Raw genomic sequence first — 20,561 nt, 5'->3', positions numbered from 1 at the left:
TCGCGGAAGGGTTCCACCTGTGACGCACGATCCCACCACCACCCACCACGGGGGAGGCCTGCTTCCCGGCTCGGAGGCGGGTCTCCCCGGCGGCGGGCGGCCCAGAACCGATCGCGTCGTGTTCGGCGTGACGGCAGCACTGACCTTGGCGTTCGTGCTCTGGGGTGCCCTCGCCACCGACTCGCTGGAGAGCGTCTCCGGCAAGATGCTGAGCGGCCTCATCCACAACGGCGGTTGGGCGTTCATGCTGGCCGCCTCCTGCTTCGTGGTCTTCGCCCTGTGGCTCGCCGCCAGCCGCTACGGCCGTATCCACCTCGGTGTGGAGGGGGAGAAGCCCGAGTTCCGCACGGTGTCGTGGGTCGCCATGATGTTCAGCGCCGGCATGGGCATCGGTCTGATGTTCTACGGCGTCAGCGAGCCCCTCGCGCACTTCACCACGCCCCCGCCGGGCACCAACCCGGAGGTGGCCGGTGAGCGCATGGAGACGGCGATGGCGACCACGCTGTTCCACTGGACGCTCCACCCCTGGGCGATCTACGCGGTGGTCGGCCTCGCCATCGCCTACAGCACCTTCCGCAAGCGCCGCCGCCAGACGATCAGCGCCGTCTTCACCCCGCTGATCGGCGAGAAGCACGCGAACGGCACCGGCGGCCGGGTCATCGACATCCTCGCCATCGTGGCCACCATCTTCGGCTCGGCGGCCTCCCTCGGCCTCGGAGCGCTCCAGATCGGCTCCGGCGCGCGGGAGCTGGACTGGATGGACAAGGTGAGCACCGGGCTGCTCGTCGGCATCATCGCCGTGCTGACCCTGGCCTTCGTCGCCTCCGCGGTGTCCGGCGTGGAGAAGGGCATCCAGTGGCTGTCCAACACCAACATGGTGCTGGCCCTGGCCCTGCTCCTCTTCGTCTTCGTGGCCGGCCCGACCATCCTCGTCCTCGACCTCCTGCCCACCTCGGTCTTCTCCTACCTCGGTGACCTGCCGCAGCTCGCCGGCCGCACCGAGGCGTCCGGCGGCAAGGGCGTGGCCGACTGGCTGAGCAGCTGGACTGTCTTCTACTGGGCGTGGTGGATCTCCTGGACGCCCTTCGTCGGCATGTTCATCGCGCGCATCAGCCGTGGCCGCACCATCCGCCAGTTCATCGGCGGCGTCATCCTCGTCCCCAGCTCGGTCAGCCTCGTGTGGTTCGCGGTGTTCGGCGGCACGGCCATGAAGCTCCAGGACCAGGGCCGACTCGGCGACGAGTCCACCCCCGAGGGCCAGCTGTTCGCGGTCCTCAACCAGTTCCCGGCGGCCACCGTCACCTGTCTGCTGGTGATGGTCCTGGTCGGCATCTTCTTCGTCTCCGGCGCCGACGCCGCCTCCATCGTCATGGGCACGCTCTCCCAGCGCGGCGCCCTCGAACCGGGGCGTTTCGTCGTCGTCTTCTGGGGTGTCCTCACCGGAGCCGTCGCCGCGATCATGCTCATGGTCGGCAGCGGCCAGGGCGACGCCCTCACCGGCCTGCAGAACCTCACGATCCTGGCGGCCGCCCCGTTCGTCCTGGTCATGATCGGCATGTGTGTGGCGCTCATGCGCGACCTGCGCCGCGACTCGGTGATCGTGCGGGAGGAGATGGCCTCCGAGGCCGTCGAACTCGCGGTCATCGAGGGCCACAAGCGCTACGACGGCGAGTTCGAGATCAGGGTCGGTCCGGGGCAGGGAACGGAGATCGAGGGCGACCCCATCGGACACCGCAAGGAATGACCGCCACCGGGGGGAGCGCCGGACCGGTCCGGCGCCCCCTGCCCCGGCCTCGCCGTCACCCGGCGGCGAGTTCCGCGGCCTCCCGGGCGCATCCCCAGGCCACCGTCACGCCCGCCCCGCCGTGCCCGTAGTTGTGCACCAACAGCCGCCCGACCGCCGCACGCTCACGCTCCAGCCGTACGGCGGGCCGGGTCGGCCGCAGCCCCACCCGGTGCTCGATCACCCGCGCCCCCGCGATCTCCGGCCGCACGGCCGCGCACCGCCGCACGATCGCCTCGGCGGTCACGGGATCCGGCGTCATGGACCACGCGTCCTCCTCCGCCGTCCCCCCGAGGATCAACCCGCCCGGCTGCGGAATGAAGTACGTGCTCGTGGCGTCGGCGTGATCCACCGACGTCATCCAGGTGGTGACCCCCGGGTTCTCCACCACCACCAACTGCCCCCGCACCGGCCGCACCGACGGGTCCGGCACCAGGTCGCGGGCGTCGAGCCCCGTGCAGTTGACGACCACCCGGGCGTCGACCGCCCCGAGATCCGTGACCGCGCGCTCCTCGACCGTTCCGCCCGCCGCGACGAACCGCTCGCGCAGCCACCGCAGATGGACCGGCATGTCGATCACCGGCAGCCGCGCCCACAACCCGGTCCCCGCGTACTCCTGTGCCGTGGCGGCCCGCAGCCCCGCCACCCGCGAGGCCCACGTCCCGAGTCCGTCCAGTGTGGTCTCGCCGTGTACGCCCTCGACCATGCGTACGCCCGTCTCGTCCGGCCGCGCCGCCAACTCCTCGTACACCGCCAGCGATACGAGCGCCCACGCGCCGGCGAGCGCCTCCGGCTCGATGCGGTACGGCCACCACAGCCCGCCCGCCACGGCGGACGTGGTCCGCTCCGCGGGCTCCCGTGCCCAGAGGCGTACCTGTCGGCCGCTCTCCGCGAGGACGACGGCCGTCGTCAGACCGATGACACCGCCACCGACCACGATCACATCGCTGTTCGATTCCTTGGTCACGAGGGGACGTTAACGGAATATGTCATGCCGTGCTCACAAGTCTGGTTTTGTGGGGATACTCACACCATGTCTGCCGAGTACGCGACCTTCGGCCTGGCACCGGCGATCCGCGCCGGTGGCGTCCTCGCCGACGGTGCCTACCAAGCCCACCGGGACTTCGTGGACTTCATCGTCGACGGACGCCCGCTGCTGTTCCAGCTCTCCGACCTCGACGCCGTCTCCCCGCTCGCCTCCGACGTCCCGCCCTCGATCTTCACCGCCCAGGTGCGCGGCCTGCTCCTGGAGGCCGACGCTCCCCTCACCGGCGGCCGGTACGTCATCTACGGCTGCCCCGAGTGCGCGGACCTCGCCTGCGGGGCCGTGACCGCGGTGATAGAGCGGGACGGCGACGACTACGTGTGGCGCGACTTCGCCTGGCAGACGGACGAGGAGGCCGACCTCAGACTGAACGGCTACACCGGCATCGGCCCCTTCCGGTTCCACGGCGCCGAGTACCGGAGCGCCCTGCAGTCGCTGCTGCGCGAGGACGCCGACGAGACGCCACCGCGCCGACGGGTCCTCCTCATCGGTGCCCGGGTCGCCGTCCTCGCCAAACTCGCCGCCGCCCTGCGGGCCATCGGGATCGGCGCCGACATAGCGCACGACGCCGCCGGCGTGCCCGACGAGGAACTGCGCGGCTACGGCGCGGTCGTCTTCGGCCGGGCCGTCGGCGAGCAGGACCGGCAGGCGGTGCGGCGCGCCTTCGACCGGGCGGGGGTGGAGGTCGCGTACGTCGACGGGTTCGCCCCGATCATTCCGCTTCTCGTCGCGCAGATCGAGAACGCGCTCGACCGCAGCCCGGCCCGACAGCGCCGGCTCACCCGGCTGATCGCGGCGGACGGGCAGGCCGGCATCGAGATCACCTCGACCTGCCGGGTGGAGCTGACCGCGTACCGTCTCGACCGGCTGTACCGGACGCACACCTACCGGTTCTTCGACGGGATCCTGCCGGCGGGGCAGCACCGGATCGGGCTGGACGCGAAGTCCGTGAAGGGGGAGTCGTTCATCGTGGCCCGGACCACGGGGACGGTGCTGGTGGAGCCGATGGGGCGGTGACCGGAGGCGGGGGTGCCTGTGGGGCCGCGACCGGAGGTGAGGATGCCTGTGGGCGGTGACCGCAGGCGGGGGTGCCCGTGGGGCGCTGACCGGAGGTGAGGGTCGCCGTGGGGGCGGTGACGGGCCGCGGTTGTCGGTCGGCCGCGGGTCGTTAGGATCGCACCCTGTGACCGCCACCCTCGTCGTCAAGAACCTCGCCGCCGGCCACGGCGACCGCTCCCTCTTCTCCGGGCTCGACCTCGTGGTCGCGCCCGGCGACGTGATCGGGCTGGTCGGCGCCAACGGCGCGGGCAAGTCCACGCTGCTGCGGCTGCTCGCCGGGCTCCTCCCGCCGGAACAGGGAGAGCTGCGGCTGTCCCCGCCCACGGCCACCGTCGGGCACCTCCCGCAGGAGCCGGAGCGCCGCGAGGGCGAGACGGTCCGGGAGTTCCTCGCCCGCCGCACCGGGGTCGCGGAGGCCCAGCGCGTGATGGACGACGCCACCCAGGGGCTCGTGGACGGGGCGCCGGGCGCGGACGACGCGTACTCGGCCGCCCTGGAGCGCTGGCTCGACCTCGGCGGTGCCGACCTCGACGAGCGGGCGGCGGAGGTCGTCGACTCCCTCGGCCTGGCCGTCGACCTGGACCAGCCGATGACCGGCCTGTCCGGCGGCCAGGCCGCCCGCGCCGGCCTCGCCTCCCTCCTCCTCTCCCGCTACGACGTCTTCCTCCTCGACGAACCCACCAACGACCTCGACCTCGACGGCCTGGAACGCCTCGAACGCTTCGTGAGCGGCCTGCGGGCCGGCACGGTCGTCGTCAGCCACGACCGCGAGTTCCTCACCCGCACCGTCACCAAGGTCCTCGAACTCGACCTGGCGCAGCAGCAGATCAACCTCTACGGCGGCGGCTACGAGGCGTACCTGGAGGAGCGCGAAACGGCCCGGCGGCACGCCCGCGAGGACTACGAGGAGTACGCCGACAAGAGGGCCGCGCTCCAGGACCGCGCCCAGATGCAGCGCTCCTGGATGGACAAGGGCGTCAAGAACGCCCGGCGCAAGGCGGGCAACGACAACGACAAGATCGGCCGCAAGTTCCGCAGCGAGGCCAGCGAGAAACAGGCCGCCAAGGCCCGGCAGACCCAGCGCATGATCGAGCGCCTCGATGCCGTCGAGGAGCCGCGCAAGGAGTGGGAGCTGCGCATGGAGATCGCGTCGGCCCCTCGCTCCGGCGCCGTCGTCGCGACCCTGCGCGACGCGCAGGTGAAGCGGGGCGACTTCGCCTTCGGCCCGGTGTCCCTGCAGATCGACTGGGCCGACCGCGTCGCCATCACCGGCGCCAACGGCGCGGGCAAGTCCACGCTCCTCGGCGCCCTGCTGGGCCGGATCCCGCTGGACTCGGGCGACGCCTCCCTCGGCTCCGGTGTCCTCGTCGGCGAGGTCGACCAGGCCCGCGCGCTCTTCCACGGCCCCGAGTCCCTCCTCGACGCCTTCTGCGCGGCCGTGCCCGACACCGAGCCGGTCGAGGTCCGCACCCTCCTGGCCAAGTTCGGCCTGAAGTCCCACCACGTCCTGCGCCCGGCCGTGACCCTCTCACCCGGGGAACGCACCCGCGCCGCCCTCGCCCTGCTCCAGGGCCGGGGCGTGAACCTCCTGGTCCTGGACGAGCCCACCAACCACCTCGACCTGCCCGCCATCGAGCAACTGGAGTCCGCCCTCGACGCCTACGAGGGCACCCTGCTCCTGGTCACCCACGACCGCCGCATGCTCGACGCGGTACGGGTGACCAGGCGCTTCGAGGTGACCTCGGGCAAGGTCACGGAGAACTGAGCCGCGGGCCACGGCCTTGCGGCACACCGGTGCCGGGCACCCCGCGAACGGGGCGCCCGGCACCGACACGGCCGGCACCGCACCGGAAGGAGCGGCACCGCACCGGTCGGTTCAGCGGCGCTTCGGGTCCAGCAGCCCCGCCTTGCGCAGCGCGTCCGCCATCGCGCTGTTCGACGGAGCCGGCGCGGAGCCCTGCTGCCGGGAACCGCCACCGCCACCGCCGCCACGGCCCTGCCGCTGCTGAGGAGCCCGGGCGCCCCGCTGCGGCCGCGCGCCCCCGCCGGACTGGCCCTGCGGCGCCGCCTCGTCGTCCAGCCGCAGCGTCAGCGAGATCCGCTTGCGCGGAATGTCGACGTCGAGGACCTTCACCTTGACGATGTCGCCGGGCTTGACGACGTCCCGCGGGTCCTTCACGAACGTCTTGGACATCGCGGACACGTGCACGAGCCCGTCCTGGTGCACCCCGACGTCCACGAAGGCACCGAAGGCCGCCACGTTCGTCACGACCCCCTCCAGCACCATCCCGGAGACCAGGTCGGAGATCTTCTCGACGCCCTCCTTGAACGTGGCCGTCTTGAAGGCGGGCCGCGGGTCGCGCCCCGGCTTCTCCAGCTCCTTCAGGATGTCCGTCACGGTCGGCAGACCGAACGTCTCGTCCACGAAGTCACCCGGCCTCAGCGACCGCAGCACGCCCGTGTTGCCGACCAGCGCCGCGACCTCGCTGCCCGCCGCCTTCACCATCCGCCGCACCACGGGGTACGCCTCCGGGTGCACGCTGGACGCGTCCAGCGGATCGTCGCCGCCCCGGATCCGCAGGAAGCCCGCGCACTGCTCGTACGCCTTCGGGCCGAGCCGTGCCACGCCCTTCAGCTGGGAACGGGACCGGAACGGACCGTTGGCGTCCCGGTGGGCCACGATGTTCTCGGCGAGACCGGAGGAGATGCCGGACACCCGCGCGAGCAGCGGCGCGGAGGCCGTGTTCACGTCGACGCCGACGCCGTTCACACAGTCCTCGACGACCGCGTCCAGCGAGCGCGACAGCTTCACCTCGGACAGGTCGTGCTGGTACTGGCCGACGCCGATCGACTTCGGGTCGATCTTCACCAGCTCGGCGAGCGGGTCCTGCAGCCGCCGCGCGATCGAGACGGCACCGCGCAGCGAGACGTCCATCCCGGGCAGCTCCTGCGAGGCGAACGCCGACGCCGAGTACACCGACGCGCCCGCCTCGGACACCATCACCTTGGTGAGCTTCAGCTCCGGGTGCCGGGTGATCAGCTCACCGGCGAGCTTGTCGGTCTCGCGGGACGCCGTGCCGTTGCCGATGGCGACCAGCTCGACCGCGTGCTCCTTGGCGAGCCGGGCCAGCTTGGCGATGGCCTCGTCCCACTTGTTGGCCGGAACGTGCGGGTAGATGACGTCGGTCGCGACCACCTTGCCCGTCGCGTCGACCACGGCGACCTTCACACCCGTACGGAAACCGGGGTCGAGGCCCAGCGTCGCGCGGGTCCCGGCGGGGGCGGCGAGCAGCAGGTCGCGCAGGTTCGCCGCGAAGACGTTGACCGCCTCGTCCTCGGCGGCCGTGCGCAGCCGCAGCCGCAGGTCGATACCGAGGTGCACGAGGACGCGGGTCCGCCACGCCCAGCGGACGGTGTCCGTGAGCCACTTGTCGGCGGGACGCCCACGATCGGCGATCCCGAACTTGTGCGCGATGATGCCCTCGTACGACGACGGGCCGTCCGTCGGCTCCTCCGGCTCCAGGACCAGGTCGAGGACATCCTCCTTCTCGCCCCGCAGCATCGCGAGGATGCGGTGGGAGGGCAGCTCGGTGAACGGCTCCGCGAAGTCGAAGTAGTCGGCGAACTTGGCGCCCGCCTCCTCCTTGCCGTCCTTGACCTTGGCCGCCAGCCGGCCCCGTACCCACATGCGCTCGCGCAGCTCGCCGATCAGGTCGGCGTCCTCCGAGAACCGCTCGGTGAGGATGGCCCGCGCGCCGTCCAGCGCGGCCTGCGGGTCGGCGACGCCCTTGTCGGCGTCGACGAACGCCGCGGCGGCGGCCGACGGCTCCACGGTCGGGTCGCTCAGCAGGCCCTCGGCGAGCGGTTCGAGCCCCGCCTCGCGGGCGATCTGCGCCTTGGTACGCCGCTTCGGCTTGAACGGCAGGTAGATGTCCTCCAGCCGCGCCTTGGTCTCGGCGCCGCGGATCTGCGCCTCCACCTCGGGTGTCAGCTTGCCCTGCTCACGCACCGAGTCGAGGATCGCCGCACGGCGGTCCTCCAGCTCGCGCAGATACCGCAGCCGCTCCTCGATCGTGCGCAGCTGCGCGTCGTCGAGCATCTCGGTCGCTTCCTTGCGGTAGCGGGCGATGAAGGGAACGGTCGAACCGCCGTCGAGCAGTTCCACCGCGGCCTTCACCTGCCGCTCCCGTACGCCGAGTTCCTCGGCGATCCTGCCTTCGATGGACCCTACTTCGATGGATCCGGGTGTCGTCACGATCCCGTACCGCCTTCTCCACTGAGGTTGCGCGGCAATTGTGGCAGGTGACGCCGACAACGGGGGATCAGGGCGGCGCGTGCCGGTCACCGGACCGGAAGGACGAGGGAGCACGACCCGGGCGGACCGGGCAACAGGACCCGGGCGAACCGGGGAGTGGGTCCGGAGGCTCGGGGAGCGGGGCCCGGGCATGCCGGGAGCCGGACGCGGAGTCGCGTCCGGCTCCCTCGGTCGGCGGCTCGGCCGGGGTCAGGCCCGGCGGGCGCGTCCGGTGCGGCGCGTGGAGCTGGAGGCGCCGCCGAACAGCCGGGCCACGGCCCGGAACGGCAGGGTCACCACCGTGGCGACGGCCCCTCCGATCTGCCGCAACACATCTGCGATCGCACGGAACACGTACTTCCCCTTTCCTCTCCCGGCCGACCGGGCCGGGAGAGCACGGGTACCGCGTCCCGCTTCCTTCATGCGTGAACGGCGCAGGTCGGCCGGAGAGCCGGACCACAGGCGTGCCGCCGACCTGTCCGTGTGCCGCCGCCCCGGCCGACGCGCCGCCCCGGCCCGGTCACTTCTTGCCGATCATCCCCTCCGGGAACGCCCCCGCGCCGAGCATCGGCGGCACGATGCCGCCCATCAGCTCGGTGAGGCGTTCCACGCCGGCCGCGCCCAGATGCTCGTACGGGGCCCGGTCGAGGCGGTCCGTCGCCGTCTCTATCTCCTCGCGCAGCGCGACGCCCGCCCGGGTCAACTCGCCCTCACCGTCCACCAGTCCGCGCTCCTGGAGCCGCCCGCGGGCCGCCTCCCAGTCGGCCCGCGTCCAGCCGCGGGTGCCGAGCATCCACTTCGGGGACATGCCCTTGCCGGTGGCGGTGTGGCTGACCAGCGCCTCGACCGGGTCGAGCCCGGCACCGAGGAGGACCGTGAGGTGCCCGTCGCCCCGGTGCTCCCGCAGCAGCGTGGCCGCGTGCCACAGCGCCAGGTGCGGGCGCTCGGGTATCGGGAGGTCGGCGTGCGCGGCGTACAGGGGGCGCGCCGTCCGGACGCACGCCTCGGTGGCGCGCAGGGCCAGCTCGGCCGCCTCCGCGACCTCCTTGGAGCCGATCCGTTCCTCGCCGAGCAGCCGCCGCAGCGTCGCGTCGACGACCCGCTCGCGGGCCGCCAGCACCACCGCGGGTGAGGCCGTCTCCCACACGGCGGGCACATGCCGCGCCACCAACTCGTGCCGGAAGTTGAAGAACGTCGCCGTCACGACGCCCGGTCCGACCGGGCCCATGGCGGCGGCCCGCACCGCGAAGTACGCCGCGCTCGGGTGCTCGACCCCAGCGGCGCCCAGCTCCCGCCCGAGGTCCGGGGAGAAGTAGTGCGCGGAGTGGAACGGATTGAGCAGGTTGTGGCAGCGCCGCTCGGCGCGCTCCGGCAGGGAGGAAGACGTCATGCCCCGCAGGTTACCGACTGGTCGGTTCGCCGGGTGGGAGAGGCCCCACGTGCCCTTGCTCACCCCCGCGCCGCCCGGCCCGCGGCCGATGGCAGGAAAGGTGGGGTACTCGTCATTGCGGCCCTCGCCCGGGCTCCCAAGAATCGAGACATGCGCACAGTCCTGGTCGTCCTCTTCGACGGCGTGCAGAGTCTCGACGTCACGGGCCCCCTGGAGGTCTTCCAGGGCGGTGAGCTGCACGCCCCGGGCTCGTACCGCATCCGCACGGCCTCCCTGGACGGCGCCGCGGTGCGCACCTCCAGCGGCCTCACCGTCGTCCCCGACCAGGCGCTGACGGCGTCGGCCACCCCGCACACCCTGCTCGTCCCCGGCGGCCAGGGCACCCGCGACCCCGCCCCCGACATCGTCGCCTGGCTGCGGGAGCACGGCCCGCGCGCGGAGCGCCTGGTGTCGGTCTGCACCGGCGCGATCCTGCTCGCCGAGGCGGGCCTCCTGGACGGCCGCCGGGCGACGACCCACTGGGCGTACTGCGACAAGCTGGCCCGCGACCATCCGTCGGTGGAGGTCGACCCGGACCCCATCTACGTCCGCGACGGCCATGTCGCCACCTCCGCCGGGGTCACCGCGGGCATAGACCTGGCGCTGGCGCTCGTCGAGGAGGACCTCGGCCGCGAGGTCGCCCTCGACATTGCCCGCCACCTGGTCGTCTTTCTGCGCCGCCCCGGCAACCAGGCCCAGTTCAGCGCCCAGCTCGCCGCGCAGACCGCGCGCCGGGCACCGCTCCGTGAGGTCCAGCAGTGGATCACCGAGCACCCCGGCGGCGATCTGAGCGTCGAGACGCTGGCGGCCCGCGCCCGCCTCTCACCCCGGCACTTCGCCCGCGCCTTCCAGGCCGAGACCGGCATGACCCCGGGCCGCTATGTCGACCGGGTCCGCCTCGAACACGCCCGCCGGCTGCTGGAGGACACCTCCGACGGCGTCGAGGAGATCTCGGGCGCCTGCGGCTACGGCACCCCCGAGGCCATGCGCCGGGCCTTCGTCAAGGCCCTCGGCACGGCCCCGGCGGAGTACCGCCGCCGTTTCCGGCCGGCTTCCGCCCCCACCCACTGAAGGGAACCCCATGCAGATCGCGATCGTCCTGTTCGACCGCTTCACCGCCCTCGACGCCGTCGGCCCCTACGAGACCCTCGGCCGTCTCCCCGACGCCGAACTGGTCTTCGTCGCCGAGGAGACCGGCCCCGTCCGCAGCGACACCGGCGCGCTCGCCCTCACGGCGGACAGGACGCTCGCCGAGGTCCCGGCCCCCGACGTCGTCGTGGTGCCGGGCGGGCCCGGCCAGTTCGCGCAGATGGAGAACGAGACCCTCTTCGCGTGGCTGCGCGCGGCCGACCGTACGAGCACCTGGACGACCTCCGTCTGCACCGGCTCCCTGATCCTGGCCGGCGCCGGCCTCCTCGAAGGCCGCCGGGCCACCTCGCACTGGCTGGCGCTGGACTTCCTCAAGCAGTACGGCGCCGAGCCGACGGGGGAGCGGGTCGTGTTCGACGGTAAGTACGTCACCGCGGCCGGGGTCTCCTCCGGCATCGACATGGGCCTCACCCTGATCGGCCGGATCGCGGGAGACGAGCACGCCCAGGCCGTCCAGCTGATGACCGAGTACGACCCGCAGCCGCCGTACGACGCGGGCGCCCCGCACAAGGCGCCCGCCCACCTCGTGGAGGAGTTCCGCACCAACAGCCGCTTCGCCCTGATGTGACCCTCGGGCCGCTCCGGCCCCTCACACCGTCCAGGTGAACCGGGGCGCCCTGCGCTCCAGGAACGCGGCGACGCCCTCCGCGGCGTCGCCGCTGCCGCGCGCCTGCTCGGCCCAGTGGGCGTCCCGGTCGGTCCGCCCGTCGGTGAACTCCTTGGCCGCCGCCTGGGTCAGCCGGGAGCGCGAGACCAGCACCCGGGTGAACTCCGCGACCCGCTCCGCCAGCCCGCCCCCGGGCAGCACCTCGTCCACCAGCCCCGTACGCAGCGCCCGCTCGCTGTCGATCAACTCACCGGAGAACAGCAGGTACTTGGCGGTACCGGGACCGACCAGCGACACCAACCGCCGGGTGGAGGACGACGGATAGACGAGCCCCAGCTTCGCGGGGGTGATCCCGAACAGCGACCCCTCCTCCGCGAACCGCAGGTCACAGGCCGCCGCGAGCTGCGACCCCCCGCCCACACAGTGCCCCCGGATCGCCGCGAGCGTCGGCTTGGGAAAGGCCGCGAGCGCCTCCTCGGCCCGCAGCGCCAACCCCTGGGCCTCGCCCGGCGACTGCCGTAGCGTGGAGATGTCGGCCCCCGCACAGAACGTCCCGCCCTCCCCGGTCAGCACCAGCGCTCGTACGGAGGGGTCGGTGGCCAGCCGGTCGAGCAGCGGCGGCAGCGACCGCCACATCCCGGCCGTCATGGCGTTGCGCTTGGCCGGGTGGTGGATCACGACCGTCGCGACCCCGTCGGCGGTGGAATGCAGCAGTTGAGGGTCCATGCACCGGATGCTAGCCACCCCCCGCACCCATACGATCAAGAAGGGGCCCGAACGCGAGGGAGGCCCCGCATGCTCGGATCCAGGCACGCCAAGGACACGCACGCCCCGCGCGGTACGAACCCCGCGACCGGCAGGCGCGCCATCGGGGACGCGGAGGCGGACACCGCCAAACTGGGCCGGGACTTCGGCTGGATCGCCGCGCTCGGCGTGGTCCTGGTGATCGCGGGCGTCGTCGGGCTGTGCTACGTCGGCCTCGCCACCCTGACCACCATGATCCTCTTCGGCTGGCTGCTGCTGATCGGCGGCGTGATCGGCCTGCTGCACGCGGTGCAGGCCCGAGGCACGCACTTCTTCTGGCTCGGCGTCGTGGTCGCCGCGCTGAACATCGCCGCCGGTGTGGTCGTCCTGAAGACCCCTGAGGCGGGGGCAGAGGCGCTCACCATGTTCGCCGCGCTGCTGTTCCTCACCGGCGGACTGTTCCGGCTGGTCGGCAGCCTCGTCGTCCGCGGCCCTCAGTTCGGCTGGACGCTGCTCCAGGGAGCGTTCGACCTGCTCCTCGGCATCCTGGTGCTCGCCACCTGGCCGAGCAGCAGCAAGTACGTCATCGGCACCTTCTTCTCGCTCGCCCTGCTCTTCGACGGCCTCGGGCTGATCGCCACCGGGTTCGGGGGGCGGCGCATCGTGGGCCTGGTCTCGGAGAAAATCACGGAGAGTCACCGGCAGACGGGCGGGAAGAGCGGGCACGGCACCGAACCCGTACAACCCGAATAGTTCCCAAAGCGGCACCCGCCCGGCAGAATCGTTCATTCTGTTGGTCGTCCGGAACGAGATCGGTCGGGAAAACGTCGATACGTGCTGACTTGTGTTCAGTCATCCGTGGACGGCGTAGAGTCGCCAACACTTAACGTGTGGTGACAATCGAGCGCAAGGGCGGCGACCGGACCATGGACGACCGAGGGCGCGGGGGCGACCCACGCCCTGGAGTCGGCGGGCACGCTCCCGACGGCCTGAGGCCGCCGGGACCGCTGCCGTACGAAGGGGTCTGGCGGTTCACCGCGGCCGCCGTCGACGCCTCGGTGCCGCAGGCGCGGCGCGCCGTCCGAGACCTGCTGGCCCGTCAGGGCGTGCCGATCTCGGACGACCTCGTCCAGGGCTTGATGGTGATCGTCTCCGAGCTGGTGACCAACGCCGTCAAGCACGCGGCGGTGCTCTCGCCCACGCTCGCCGTCGAGGTCGGGGTCGGAGCGGAGTGGGTGCGTGTCGCGGTGGAGGACAACCACCCCTATCGCCCCACCGCCCTGGAGACCGATCACGGCCGGCTGGGCGGGCGGGGGCTGCTGCTGGTGCGGGAGATCACCAGGGAGGCCGGCGGGGTCTGCGATGTCGAGCACACCGCGAGCGGCGGCAAGGTGATCTGGGTCACCCTGCCGCTCAAACCCTCGCACCCCCTCTAGTGCTGTGACCGGAAAGGTTCACCGGCTCGCGACGCCCGGCACGGCACCTCGCGGCGTTGTCGCATGACCCGAGTACATCCAGTACNNGCAAACCTTTCCGGTCACAGCACTAGCGGAGCTGGCTCACCAGCCCGCGGAGGGGCCCGTCAGCTCCCTGACCGCGGGGCGGGCCGCGTCCAGCACCGTCATGAACCAGGCCGAGAAGGTGTCCTGGGCGTGCCGCTCGGCGAGCTCCTGCGGGGTCACGAAGGCCGTGGCCCCGACCTCCTCCGGGTCCGGGCGCAGCGGGGACCGCACCAACCCCACGAAGAGATGGTTGAACTCCTGCTCCACCAGGCCCGAGTCCGGGTCGGGGTGGTTGTAGCGGACCGTGCCCGCCTCGCCGAGCAGCGCCGGGGACACCCCGAGCTCCTCGTACGTCCGCCGCGCGGCCGCCGCGAACGGGGACTCGCCGGGGTAGGGGTGGCCGCAGCAGGTGTTCGACCAGACTCCGGGGGAGTGGTACTTGCCGAGGGCGCGCTGCTGGAGCAGCAGCCGGCCCCGCTCGTCGAAGAGGAACACCGAGAACGCCCGGTGCAGCTGCCCGGGCGGCTGGTGCGCGGAGAGCTTCTCCGCCGTGCCGATCGTCGTGCCCTCCTCATCGACCAGCTCCAGCAGGATCGCTTCCGTGGTGCTGTCCGGTGCGTCGTGCATCGCGGTGGCAGGTGTGATCGGCATGCCCATCCTTCGCTTCGTTCCTCGAGCCCCAAGTCTGCCGTAGGGAACCGGCACTCCTGGCACTTCACGCCAACCCGCATGTCCTACCCCCGCACCCCCGGCGGGGACACCCATGGATCGCGCGCCCCCTGGACGGCGTACCCGGATGCACGCACGAGGCGGGCCGCGCGCGTCATCGGTGGTCGGGTTCCGGGGCAGGGATCAGCGGTGGATCAGTGGCGTGGATCAGTGGCGTGGATCAGTGGCGTGGAGCGGTGGCGGGGATCAGCGGCGCGATCAGTGGCAGAGCTTCGCCTCGTGCTCCGCGTGTCCGCCGGGCTCCAGCTGGAACGTGCAGTGCTCGACGTCGAAGTGGTCGCCGATGCAGCCCTGGAGCTCGTGGAGCATCTTCTCGTTGCCGATGGCGTCGAGCGTGTCGGAGCCGACCACGACATGGGCGGACAGCACGGGCATGCCGGAGGTGATGGTCCAGGCGTGCAGGTCGTGGACGTCCTCGACGCCGGGCAGGGCGAGGATGTGGGCCCGCACCTCCGCCATGTCGACGTTCTTCGGCGCCGCCTCCAGCAGGACGTCCAGGGTCTCGCGCAGCAGCTTCACCGTGCGCGGCACGATCATCACGCCGATGATCAGCGAGGCGATCGGGTCGGCGGCCTGCCAGCCCGTGAGCAGGATGACCACGGCGGAGACGATCACCGCCAGCGAGCCGAGCGCGTCGGCGGCCACCTCCAGGAAGGCGCCCCGTACGTTCAGACTCTCCTTCTGGCCCCGCATCAGCAGGGTGAGCGAGATCATGTTGGCGACCAGGCCGACCGCGCCGAACACGACGGTCAGTCCGCCCTGTGTGCCGACCGGTGTGATGAAACGCTGGATCGCCTCGAAGAGCACATAGCCGCCGACACCGAGCAGCAGCACGCAGTTGGCGAGGGCCGCGAGTATCTCCGCGCGGGCGTAACCGAAGGTGCGGTTGCCGCTCGGCGGGCGGTTGGCGAAGTGGATGGCGAGGAGCGCCATGCCGAGACCCACCGCGTCCGTCGCCATGTGCGCCGCGTCCGCGACGAGCGCGAGGGAATCGGCGAGGACTCCGCCGACGATCTCGACCACCATGACGGTGAGCGTGATCGACAGCGCGATCCGCAGCCTCCCGCGGTACGCCGCTGCCGCCGTACCACTGGTCGGCGCGTGATGCGCGTGCCCGTGATCGTGCCCAGCCCCCATGGAATCCGCCCTTCCGTGTCCGTGTGTCCGGCTCCGGGATCACAGTCAACTACGGGTGGGGGGTATAGGGCAACGCGGCACTGAACACCGTTGTCATGTGCTCTGACCTGCGGAAACGATACGCAGGTCAGGGTTCATGATCGGGGATCTGGTCGGAGACCGCGGTGCAGGCACCAGCCCGCCCATGCCGACTCGACCATCTCGCGTACCCCGCGCCGGGCCGTCCAGCCCAGTTCCCGCTCGGCCAGCGCGGCCGAGGCGACGGCGCGCGGCGCGTCACCGGGGCGCCGGGGTTCGACGAGGGCGGGCCGGCGGTCGCCGGTCACCTCGCCGACGAGCGTGACCAGCTCGCGCACCGACACGCCCTCGCCCCGTCCGATGTTCACGGTCAGGTCGCCGGACGCGCCCTCCGTGCCGAGCCGCCTGACCGCGGCGAGGTGAGCCTCCGCGAGGTCGGCGACATGGATGTAGTCGCGGACGCAGGTGCCGTCCGGGGTCGGGTAGTCGTCGCCGAAGATGCGGGGCGCCTCGTCCCGGGTGAGGCGGTCGAAGACCATCGGGATCACGTTGAAGACGCCGGTGTCGGCGAGGGCGGGCTCGGCGGCGCCGGCCACATTGAAGTAGCGCAGGCACACGGTGGCCATCCCGTGCGCCCGGCCCGCCGCGCGGACCAGCCACTCACCGGTGAGCTTGGTCTCGCCGTAGGGGCTCATCGGCGCGCAGGGGGTGTCCTCCGTGATGAGGTCCACATCCGGGTTGCCGTACACGGCGGCGGAGGAGGAGAACAGGAACCGCTTCACGCCCGCGCCCGCCGCCGCGTCCAGGAGCGTGGCCAGTCCGCCCACGTTCTCCTGGTAGTAGCGCGTCGGCTGGGCCACCGACTCGCCGACCTGCTTGCGGGCCGCCAGGTGCACCACACCGGTCACGGCGTGCTCGGCGAGGGTCCGCTTCAGGAGGTCGCCGTCCAGGGCCGAGCCGTGGACGAGCGGGATGCGGTCGGGGAGGCGACCGGGGACACCCGCCGAGAGGTCGTCGAGCGCGACCACCTGTTCTCCGGCGTCGGCCACGGCCCTCGCCACGTGTGCGCCGATATATCCGGCTCCGCCTGTGATCAGCCAAGTCATGGGCACCTACCTTAACCGGGTCCCCGGGATCATGCTGATGTTTTCTGTTTGCTTATGTTGGAATTTGTTGAACCTGGTGTGATGTCGTGCGGGCTTCGCCGTATATCGCCTATGAGCCGATATGCGAATCGGAGTTTGTCGCGTGCCCCTCGGATCCCCGATGATGATCGCGGCGGAGCCCAGCAGGCCCAGTTGATCGGGCCGTGAACGGGCGGTGAATCCTCGTTTCCCTTCATCCGATAACCTCTGCCGACACGCCGCCGGGCCGTAGCGGGCCGGGGCGTCCCCACCACGCACATGCCCGGCGCGGTCGCGTCGGCACCCAGGGAGTGAGTTCGTCTGTCGACCGCCATCCTCACCGGTCAGCCGGTCCCCGGATCGTCGCTGGAGGGCGATCTGCGGTCGCTCGGCTTCGACGTGCGGGTCGCCTCCGACGCCGGTGACGCCGAGACGCTCCTGGCCACCGTTCCCGCCGGTCAGCGGGTCGCGATCGTCGACGCCCGGTTCGTGGGGCACGTGCACGCCCTGCGCCTCGGCCTCACCGACCCCCGCTTCGACGCCGCCGCCCTGCCCGGCGCCGTGACCGTGCGGCCCGCCGCCCGCCAGGCCCTCACCCGCGCGCTGGCCCGCGAGAACTCCGACGCGAGCGGCAGCACCGCCGTCGCCGTCGACAGCGTCGCCGACCGGGTGGTCGCCGCCCTCGACGCCGACGGCGTCGCCCTGCACCGGCCCGACCTCGGCACCCTGGTCGCCGTCGTCCCCACCGACCCGCAGACCCGCAACGAGGCCCGCCAGGCGCTCGCCGCCGTCGACGACGAGGCCGTACGGCTGCGGACGGCCGTGAAGTCCCGCGACGGCTTCTTCACCACGCACTTCATCAGCCCCTACTCCCGCTACCTCGCCCGCTGGTGCGCCCGCCGCGGCCTCACCCCGAACCAGGTCACCACCGCCTCGCTGATCACCGCCCTGATCGCGGCGGGCTGCGCGGCCACCGGCACCCGCGGCGGATTCGTCGCCGCCGGCCTGCTCCTGATCTTCTCCTTCGTCCTCGACTGCACCGACGGCCAGCTGGCCCGCTACTCGCTGCAGTACTCGACCCTCGGCGCCTGGCTCGACGCCACCTTCGACCGCGCCAAGGAGTACGCCTACTACGCGGGCCTCGCGCTCGGCGCCGCCCGCGGCGGTGACGACGTATGGGCGCTCGCGCTCGCCGCGATGGTCCTCCAGACCTGCCGCCACGTCGTCGACTTCTCCTTCAACGAGGCGAACCACGACGCCACCGCCAACACCAGCCCCACCGCCGCCCTCTCCGACAAGCTCGACAGCGTCGGCTGGACGGTGTGGGTGCGCCGGATGATCGTGCTGCCCATCGGCGAGCGCTGGGCGATGATCGCCGTCCTCACGGCGGTCACCACCCCCCGCATCACCTTCTACGCGCTGCTCATCGGCTGCGCGTTCGCCGCGACCTACACCACGGCGGGCCGCGTGCTGCGCTCGCTGACCCGCAAGGCACAGCGCACCGACCGGGCGGCCCAGGCACTGGCGGACCTCGCCGACAGCGGCCCGCTCTCCGAGGCGCTGGCGCGGCTCCTGCCCGGCCCCCCGCGCAAGACGGCACTGCTCAGCGCGGCCGTCGGAGCCGCGGCCGTGGTGACCGCCGCCTGGGTCTGGGGCCCGTCCTGGCAGGTCGTCCTCGCGGCCGGGCTGTACGTCCTGCTGTCGGCGGAAGCCGTCGAGCGCCCCCTCAAGGGCGCCCTGGACTGGCTGGTTCCCCCGCTGTTCCGGGCGGCCGAATACGGCACCGTACTGGTACTGGCGGCCGAAGCCGACGTGAACGGAGCCCTTCCCGCGGCTTTCGGGCTGGTGGCGGCCGTCGCCTACCATCACTACGACACGGTGTACCGCATCCGCGGTGACGCTGGCGCGCCGCCGCGGTGGCTGGTGCGGGTGATCGGCGGTCACGAAGGCAGGACGCTGCTGGTCACCGTCCTGGCCGCGCTGCTCGCGCCCACAGATTTCAAGGTCGCGCTCACGGTGCTCGCCGTGGCCGTGGCGCTCGTGGTGCTCCTCGAGAGCATCCGCTTCTGGGTGACCGCCCATAAAACCGGCGCACCCGCCGTACACGATGAAGGAGAACCCGCATGATCGGCCTCGTGCTGGCGGCCGGCGCCGGACGGCGTCTTCGCCCCTACACCGACACCCTGCCCAAGGCTCTGGTGCCGGTCGGCCCCGAGGGCAACGAGGACAGCCTCACCGTTCTCGACCTCACGCTCGGCAACTTCGCCGAGATCGGCCTGACCGAGGTCGCGATCATCGTCGGGTACCGCAAGGAGGCCGTCTACGAACGCCGCGAGGCGCTGGAGCAGAAGTACGGCCTGAAGATCACCCTGATCGACAACGACAAGGCCGAGGAGTGGAACAACGCCTACTCCCTGTGGTGCGGCCGTGACGCCATCAAGCACTCGGTGATCCTCGCCAACGGCGACACCGTGCACCCGGTCTCCGTCGAGAAGACCCTGCTCGCCGCCCGCGGCGGCGACAAGAAGATCATCCTCGCGCTCGACACGGTGAAGTCCCTCGCCGACGAGGAGATGAAGGTCGTCGTCGGCCCCGAGGGCGGCATGACGAAGATCACGAAGCTGATGGACCCGGCCGAGGCGACCGGCGAGTACATCGGCGTCACCCTCATCGAGGGCGAGGCCGCCGACGAGCTGGCCGACGCGCTGAAGACGGTCTTCGAGACCGACCCGCAGCAGTTCTACGAGCACGGCTACCAGGAGCTCGTGAACCGCGGCTTCCGCATCGACGTGGCCCCCATCGGCGACGTCAAGTGGGTCGAGATCGACAACCACGACGACCTCGCCAAGGGACGTGAGATCGCGTGCCAGTACTGACGAGGCTCATCCCCTCGCCGGTCGTCGTGGACATCCGTCCCGGCGCGCTCGATGATCTGGCGACGATCCTGTCGGACCAGCGCATCGCGCCGTCGGGCCGGCTGGCCTTCGCGATCAGCGCCGGCTCCGGCGCGGCGCTGCGCGACCGGTTCGCCCCCGCGTTCCCGGAGGCGGACTGGTTCAGCGACGCCGACGGCACCATCGACGGCGCCGTACGGCTCGCCGACTCGATCAAGAAGGGCGGTCACTACGACGCCGTGGTCGGGCTCGGCGGCGGCAAGGTCATCGACTGCGCCAAGTACGCCGCGGCCCGGGTGGGCCTGCCGCTGGTAGCCGTCGCCACCAACCTCGCCAACGACGGCCTGTGCTCCCCGGTCGCCACGCTCGACAACGACGCGGGCCGCGGCTCGTACGGTGTGCCGAACCCCATCGGGATCGTCATCGACCTCGATGTCATCCGTGAGGCCCCGGTGCGCTTCGTGCGGGCCGGTATCGGCGATGTGATCTGCAAGATCTCCGCCGTGGCCGACTGGGAGCTGTCCAGCCGCGAGACCGGCGAGAAGGTCGACGGACTGGCCGCCGCGATGGCCCGCCAGGCCGCCGAGGCCGTGCTCCGCCACCCCGGCGGCATCGGGGACGACGACTTCCTCACGACCCTCTCCGAGTCCCTCGTGCTGTGCGGGATCTCCATGTCCGTGGCCGGCGACAGCCGTCCCGCCTCGGGCGCCTGCCACGAGATCAGCCACGCCTTCGACCTCAGCTTCCCCAAGCGCAACGCCCTCCACGGCGAGCAGTGCGGACTGGGCGGCGCCTTCGCCACGTTCCTGCGGGGCGACAAGGAGATCGCCGGCCAGATGACCGAGGTCCTCAGGCACCACGGGCTGCCCGTCCTCCCGGAGGAGATCGGCTTCACCATCGACGAGTTCGTCAAGGTCGTGGAGTTCGCGCCGCAGACCCGGCCGGGCCGGTACACCATCCTCGAGCACCTCGAACTGAGCACCGAGCAGATCAAGGACGCATACGCCGACTATGCCAAAGCCATCGGTAGCTGAGCTCCGACCGGTC

General features: G+C 71.9%; 18 protein-coding genes. 10 read left to right on the top strand and 8 right to left on the bottom strand.

Going from position 1 to position 20,561, the window contains the following annotated elements:
• The first annotated feature begins 19 nt into the window (after positions 1–19).
• Complete coding sequence (locus AOK23_RS19765) at positions 20–1,744, top strand: BCCT family transporter (RefSeq protein ID WP_055714022.1); 1,725 nt, start codon at positions 20–22, stop codon at positions 1,742–1,744.
• 55 nt (positions 1,745–1,799) lie between these two features.
• Here the strand turns inward: AOK23_RS19765 and AOK23_RS19760 are convergent, their stop codons facing one another.
• The gene (locus AOK23_RS19760) at positions 1,800–2,750 is read right to left on the bottom strand and encodes an FAD-dependent oxidoreductase (RefSeq protein ID WP_079049573.1); all 951 of its coding nucleotides are present in this window, start codon (positions 2,748–2,750) and stop codon (positions 1,800–1,802) included.
• 66 nt (positions 2,751–2,816) lie between these two features.
• Here AOK23_RS19760 and AOK23_RS19755 point away from each other — a divergent pair, with 66 nt between their 5' ends.
• On the top strand, positions 2,817–3,845 hold the full coding sequence (locus AOK23_RS19755; RefSeq protein WP_055714020.1) for a hypothetical protein: 1,029 nt from the start codon (positions 2,817–2,819) through the stop codon (positions 3,843–3,845).
• Between the two features lie 166 nt (positions 3,846–4,011).
• Complete coding sequence (locus AOK23_RS19750; RefSeq protein WP_055714019.1) at positions 4,012–5,652, top strand: ABC-F family ATP-binding cassette domain-containing protein; 1,641 nt, start codon at positions 4,012–4,014, stop codon at positions 5,650–5,652.
• Positions 5,653–5,763: 111 nt separating this feature from the next.
• Here the strand turns inward: AOK23_RS19750 and AOK23_RS19745 are convergent, their stop codons facing one another.
• From AOK23_RS19745 to AOK23_RS19740, 3 genes are all read right to left on the bottom strand, one after another.
• Positions 5,764–8,142, bottom strand: coding sequence for a Tex family protein (locus AOK23_RS19745; protein ID WP_055714018.1), 2,379 nt, complete (start codon positions 8,140–8,142; stop codon positions 5,764–5,766).
• A 249-nt stretch (positions 8,143–8,391) separates the two neighbouring features.
• On the bottom strand, positions 8,392–8,535 hold the full coding sequence (locus AOK23_RS48475; protein ID WP_169800313.1) for an LPFR motif small protein: 144 nt from the start codon (positions 8,533–8,535) through the stop codon (positions 8,392–8,394).
• 166 nt (positions 8,536–8,701) lie between these two features.
• A complete protein-coding gene (locus AOK23_RS19740; protein ID WP_055714017.1) occupies positions 8,702–9,571 on the bottom strand; it encodes an SCO6745 family protein in 870 nt (289 codons plus the stop codon).
• Between the two features lie 150 nt (positions 9,572–9,721).
• Between AOK23_RS19740 and AOK23_RS19735 the strand changes: the two genes are divergently transcribed.
• Both AOK23_RS19735 and AOK23_RS19730 read left to right on the top strand, forming a co-directional pair.
• Positions 9,722–10,681, top strand: coding sequence for a GlxA family transcriptional regulator (locus AOK23_RS19735; RefSeq protein ID WP_055714016.1), 960 nt, complete (start codon positions 9,722–9,724; stop codon positions 10,679–10,681).
• Between the two features lie 10 nt (positions 10,682–10,691).
• Entirely contained in the window at positions 10,692–11,327 is a 636-nt protein-coding gene (locus AOK23_RS19730) for a DJ-1/PfpI family protein (protein WP_055714015.1), read from the top strand.
• A gap of 21 nt (positions 11,328–11,348) precedes the next feature.
• On the opposite strand, the gene AOK23_RS19725 is transcribed toward AOK23_RS19730, so the two are convergent.
• The gene (locus AOK23_RS19725; protein ID WP_055714014.1) at positions 11,349–12,092 is read right to left on the bottom strand and encodes an enoyl-CoA hydratase/isomerase family protein; all 744 of its coding nucleotides are present in this window, start codon (positions 12,090–12,092) and stop codon (positions 11,349–11,351) included.
• Positions 12,093–12,161: 69 nt separating this feature from the next.
• On the opposite strand from AOK23_RS19725, the gene AOK23_RS19720 reads away from it, so the two are divergent.
• Positions 12,162–12,863 (top strand): HdeD family acid-resistance protein, encoded by a 702-nt coding sequence (locus AOK23_RS19720; protein WP_079049572.1) that lies wholly within the window; start codon positions 12,162–12,164, stop codon positions 12,861–12,863.
• 173 nt (positions 12,864–13,036) lie between these two features.
• On the top strand, positions 13,037–13,546 hold the full coding sequence (locus tag AOK23_RS19715; protein WP_055714031.1) for an ATP-binding protein: 510 nt from the start codon (positions 13,037–13,039) through the stop codon (positions 13,544–13,546).
• 123 nt (positions 13,547–13,669) lie between these two features.
• On the opposite strand, the gene idi is transcribed toward AOK23_RS19715, so the two are convergent.
• From idi to galE, 3 genes are all read right to left on the bottom strand, one after another.
• The gene (idi, locus tag AOK23_RS19710) at positions 13,670–14,263 is read right to left on the bottom strand and encodes an isopentenyl-diphosphate Delta-isomerase (RefSeq protein WP_055714030.1); all 594 of its coding nucleotides are present in this window, start codon (positions 14,261–14,263) and stop codon (positions 13,670–13,672) included.
• A 276-nt stretch (positions 14,264–14,539) separates the two neighbouring features.
• On the bottom strand, positions 14,540–15,478 hold the full coding sequence (locus AOK23_RS19705) for a cation diffusion facilitator family transporter (RefSeq protein WP_055714013.1): 939 nt from the start codon (positions 15,476–15,478) through the stop codon (positions 14,540–14,542).
• Positions 15,479–15,612: 134 nt separating this feature from the next.
• On the bottom strand, positions 15,613–16,602 hold the full coding sequence (gene galE / locus AOK23_RS19700) for a UDP-glucose 4-epimerase GalE (protein WP_055714012.1): 990 nt from the start codon (positions 16,600–16,602) through the stop codon (positions 15,613–15,615).
• A gap of 339 nt (positions 16,603–16,941) precedes the next feature.
• Here galE and AOK23_RS19695 point away from each other — a divergent pair, with 339 nt between their 5' ends.
• Genes AOK23_RS19695 through AOK23_RS19685 form a run of 3 tightly spaced genes read left to right on the top strand, consistent with a single transcriptional unit; the run spans position 16,942 to position 20,548 of the window.
• Positions 16,942–18,747, top strand: coding sequence for a DUF5941 domain-containing protein (locus AOK23_RS19695; RefSeq protein WP_055714011.1), 1,806 nt, complete (start codon positions 16,942–16,944; stop codon positions 18,745–18,747).
• Positions 18,744–19,496, top strand: coding sequence for a phosphocholine cytidylyltransferase family protein (locus AOK23_RS19690; protein ID WP_055537839.1), 753 nt, complete (start codon positions 18,744–18,746; stop codon positions 19,494–19,496). Before AOK23_RS19695 ends, AOK23_RS19690 begins: the two co-directional genes overlap by 4 nt.
• On the top strand, positions 19,484–20,548 hold the full coding sequence (locus AOK23_RS19685) for an iron-containing alcohol dehydrogenase family protein (RefSeq protein WP_055714010.1): 1,065 nt from the start codon (positions 19,484–19,486) through the stop codon (positions 20,546–20,548). The genes AOK23_RS19690 and AOK23_RS19685 overlap by 13 nt, the downstream gene beginning before the upstream one ends.
• Positions 20,549–20,561 lie beyond the last annotated feature (13 nt).

The sequence above is a fragment of the Streptomyces torulosus genome, from assembly GCF_001419765.1.
GTDB classification, from domain to species: domain Bacteria; phylum Actinomycetota; class Actinomycetes; order Streptomycetales; family Streptomycetaceae; genus Streptomyces; species Streptomyces torulosus.
Note: the sequence above shows the minus strand (reverse complement) of the source record. Positions and strands in the feature narration are given on the sequence as shown.